The organism is Mycobacterium angelicum, assembly GCF_002086155.1.
Classification (GTDB): domain Bacteria; phylum Actinomycetota; class Actinomycetes; order Mycobacteriales; family Mycobacteriaceae; genus Mycobacterium; species Mycobacterium angelicum.
The window spans coordinates 1-3023 of the sequence record NZ_MVHE01000151.1 but is presented as its reverse complement, the minus strand read 5'-3'; the positions used below and the strand labels follow the sequence as shown (position 1 = coordinate 3023).

General features: G+C 67.2%; 4 protein-coding genes. 2 read left to right on the top strand and 2 right to left on the bottom strand.

Annotation, left to right across the window (positions count from 1 at the left end):
• A partial coding sequence (locus tag BST12_RS28590; RefSeq protein ID WP_170062228.1) for a PecA family PE domain-processing aspartic protease occupies window positions 1-838 on the top strand: 838 nt, incomplete at its 5' end.
• Window positions 839-846: 8 nt separating this feature from the next.
• Here BST12_RS28590 and BST12_RS28585 read toward each other — a convergent pair.
• Together BST12_RS28585 and BST12_RS28580 are read right to left on the bottom strand one after the other, a co-directional pair.
• The gene (locus tag BST12_RS28585; RefSeq protein ID WP_083116506.1) at window positions 847-1101 is read right to left on the bottom strand and encodes a hypothetical protein; all 255 of its coding nucleotides are present in this window, start codon (window positions 1099-1101) and stop codon (window positions 847-849) included.
• Window positions 1102-1140: 39 nt separating this feature from the next.
• On the bottom strand, window positions 1141-1806 hold the full coding sequence (locus BST12_RS28580; protein ID WP_083116505.1) for a cutinase family protein: 666 nt from the start codon (window positions 1804-1806) through the stop codon (window positions 1141-1143).
• A gap of 181 nt (window positions 1807-1987) precedes the next feature.
• Here BST12_RS28580 and BST12_RS28575 point away from each other — a divergent pair.
• On the top strand, window positions 1988-3023 hold a 1036-nt coding region (locus tag BST12_RS28575), incomplete at its 3' end, for a PE family protein (RefSeq protein WP_139802029.1).

The following is a 3023-nucleotide window of genomic DNA, read 5'->3' as shown; positions in this document are numbered from 1 at the left end:
TATTGACGGCAGAACCGCATTCATGCACGTCAATGCGGGTACCGAGCCGGCGGTGAACCTGTCCGTCAACGGCGGACCGAGTATCCAATCCCTCGTCGACACCGGCTCAGAGGGCCTTGTCGTCACACCCACTGCCTTTGGTGGCCCGCTGGGTGTTTTGCGTCTGGGCCTGCCCAGCTCGTTCGGCATCAGCGGGTACAGCGGCGGACTGACCTATATATATGCGACCTACAACATGCCGGTCGATTTCGGCAACGGTGTCGTCACCGCGCCGACGCCGGTCAATGTGGTGTTGCTGTCCTTCCCGCAGACGTTCGAAGGTTATTTCGCTCCGGCCGGCGTCACCAGCGTGCTCGGTATCGGTCCCAACGCCGTGGGCCCCGGACCCAGCAGTCCCACCACGGCCTTGGGCGGGGACCTCAATCAGGGTGTGCTGATCGACCAGCAAGGCGGGAAGCTGCATTTCGGGCCAAACACCGGGTCTCCCCGCGTCGAGGTGCCCGGAGCGCCGATCAGTACGGTGAATGTCAGCATCAATGGTGGTCCGCAGCAAGCCGTTACGGCGATCATCGACTCCGGTGGCGTCACCGGGACCATGCCGTCCTACCTACTCGGCAATGGTCAAACCTCGGGACCGCTGGCGGCGGGAACGGTCATCGATGTGTACACAAGCGACGGTTCGACGCTGCTGTACCAATGGACGACAGCCCCGGGTTACACCCCCACGGTCACCACCGGCAGCACGATGAACACCGGAAACTTCCCCTTTGCCAATAATCAGATCTATATCTCGAACAGCCCCGGCGGAACCGGGACGACAATCTTCAATAAGCCGTGACCTGTCCGTTAAATCTCCGAATGCGGCGTCGGGCTCTGCACGGATTCCCACTTCGACTGCAGCGAGCGCTTGACCGTGGTGCCGGCAGCGAGATCCAGCGCGAAGGTTTCACCGCCGTCGCCTTCGAGCGTGAGCACGTACCCGGCGTCGGCGGTGTCCTTGAACACCACCTTGTAGTGCCGTTCACCGGAGCCACGGTTCACCGTGATGATGTCGCCGGGGGATACGTCGTCGATTGGGGCGTTGCCGGTAACTTCAGCCATAACGTCGAAGGTAATCGACGGAGCGCCGCAGCTTTCCGGTCAGGCGTGTTGCGGCAGTTGAGTCACTTTGTCGGCCGCGAATGTCGCTGCCTGGGTTGTCATCCCGGTTTCGACATACGAGACGTGCGCCGCAAAGCTGCCACCGCCGGTGCAGATGAAATCGTCGGCCGCGCACATGTTGACGGTCTTTGCGCTGTACAGCGGGCTGATTGTGGGCAGCGGCTGGCCGCCCCACAACATGCTGGAGAATCCGCTGCTTGGTTCACCGAAGAGCGCGACCGCGGCCACGTGGTCGGCGGTCTGAGGCGGTAACGCTGAGCTGGCCAAGTCGATGACCGTCGCGCCCTGGGAATAACCGCCCAGCACAAGCTTGGTGTTCGGGCAGCTGGCGACGGTCTGCCGAATGTAGGCGCTCGCGTCGTCCGAACCGCTTGCCGCGCTGTTGTGGTAGTCGTCGTTGGCCGGGTAATTCACCGCGTAGACGGCGACCGAGCGTCCTGCGAGCTGCGAGGTGAGCGAGTCGCTGAACGCCTGGCCGACGTTGCCAAGGCCGGGTTCTTGATGGGTGCCGCGAGCGAAAACAACCGCGACATCCGAACATGGGTCGGCGGCAGCGGCTGGGGCGAGCGCGAGCGGCGCGCTCAGGAGCGCCCAACTCGTCGCCACCGAGCTACCAACGATGCGAGCAAGCCTGCGAACAGTCATCCGGACATGCTGACACATAACCGCCGAACACCGTCGGCGCCATCCGGGCGCGGGCGGCCCCGGATTCGTCTCGTAGGATGCGCGGCTCCACGTCACCGGGCGCGCTTACTCCGCCGGCGCTGAAAAGTACGACGCGCTACCGACTTTCGGGATACGGTGTGCGTCGACCGGAGGTATCAGATTGTCGTTTGTGATAGCAGCACCGCAGGTGCTGGAAACGGTGGCAACGGATCTGGCGAGTCTCGGCTCGGCACTGAGCGCGGCTAACGCGACGGCAGCGGCCCCGATTACGGCGCTCTCGGCTGCGGCCGAGGACGAGGTGTCATTAGCGATCGCGGCCCTTTTCTCCGGGCATGCCGAGGGGTATCAGGCGCTCAGCGCCCAGGCGACGGCATTTCATCAGCGGTTCGTCCAGGCATTGACCGCCGGCGCAAGCGCCTATGCCAGCGCCGAAGCCGCTAGTGCTTCGCCGTTGCAGGCCCTGCTCGACGCGGTAAACGCGCCAAGCCAGACATTGACTGGGCGCCCGCTGATCGGCAACGGCGCTAACGGAGCGCCCGGAACCGGGAATAACGGCGGCGACGCCGGCTGGTTGCTCGGCGACGGCGGGGCCGGTGGGTCCGGCACACCGGACACGGTCGGCACCGGCGGCGGAACGGGTGGCAGAGGCGGAGCCGCCGGCTTGTTCGGCAGCGGCGGCGCCGGCGGGGCCGGAGGTTACTCGGCGGGCGGAACCGGCGGAACCGGCGGCGCCGGCGGCGCCGGCGGGTTGGTCTGGGGCAACGGCGGGATCGGCGGTCTGGGCGGCGCGGCGTTAGGCGGTACCGGCAACGGCGGCAACGGCGGGGCCGGTGGGGGCGCTGGTTTGCTGGGCGCTGGCGGTGCCGGTGGCGCTGGGGGTGCCGGGGTGCTGGTCGGCTTCAACAACTTCGTCGGCAATGGCGGTAGCGGCGGGATAGGCGGCGCCGGCGGCTTGCTTTTCGGCGCCGGCGGCGCCGGCGGGCATGGCGGAGACGGCCCACTGGCCACTGGGGGCGCCGGTGGAGCCGGCGGCAATGCGGGCCTGCTGTTCAGCTCGGGCGGATCTGGCGGGGACGGCGGGTTCGGCGCGGCAGCCGGCGGCAACGGCGGAAACGGCGGCGTTGCCAGCGTGCTCGCCGGCAATGGCGGAACGGGCGGGGCCGGGGGAGTCGGCAACGCCCAGGGCGGTGCCGGGG

Coding starts and splice junctions, on each gene's coding strand:
- BST12_RS28585 (WP_083116506.1), bottom strand. CDS start 1,101: ATGGCTGAAGTTACCGGCAACGCCCCAATCGACGACGTATCCCCCGGC.
- BST12_RS28580 (WP_083116505.1), bottom strand. CDS start 1,806: ATGACTGTTCGCAGGCTTGCTCGCATCGTTGGTAGCTCGGTGGCGACG.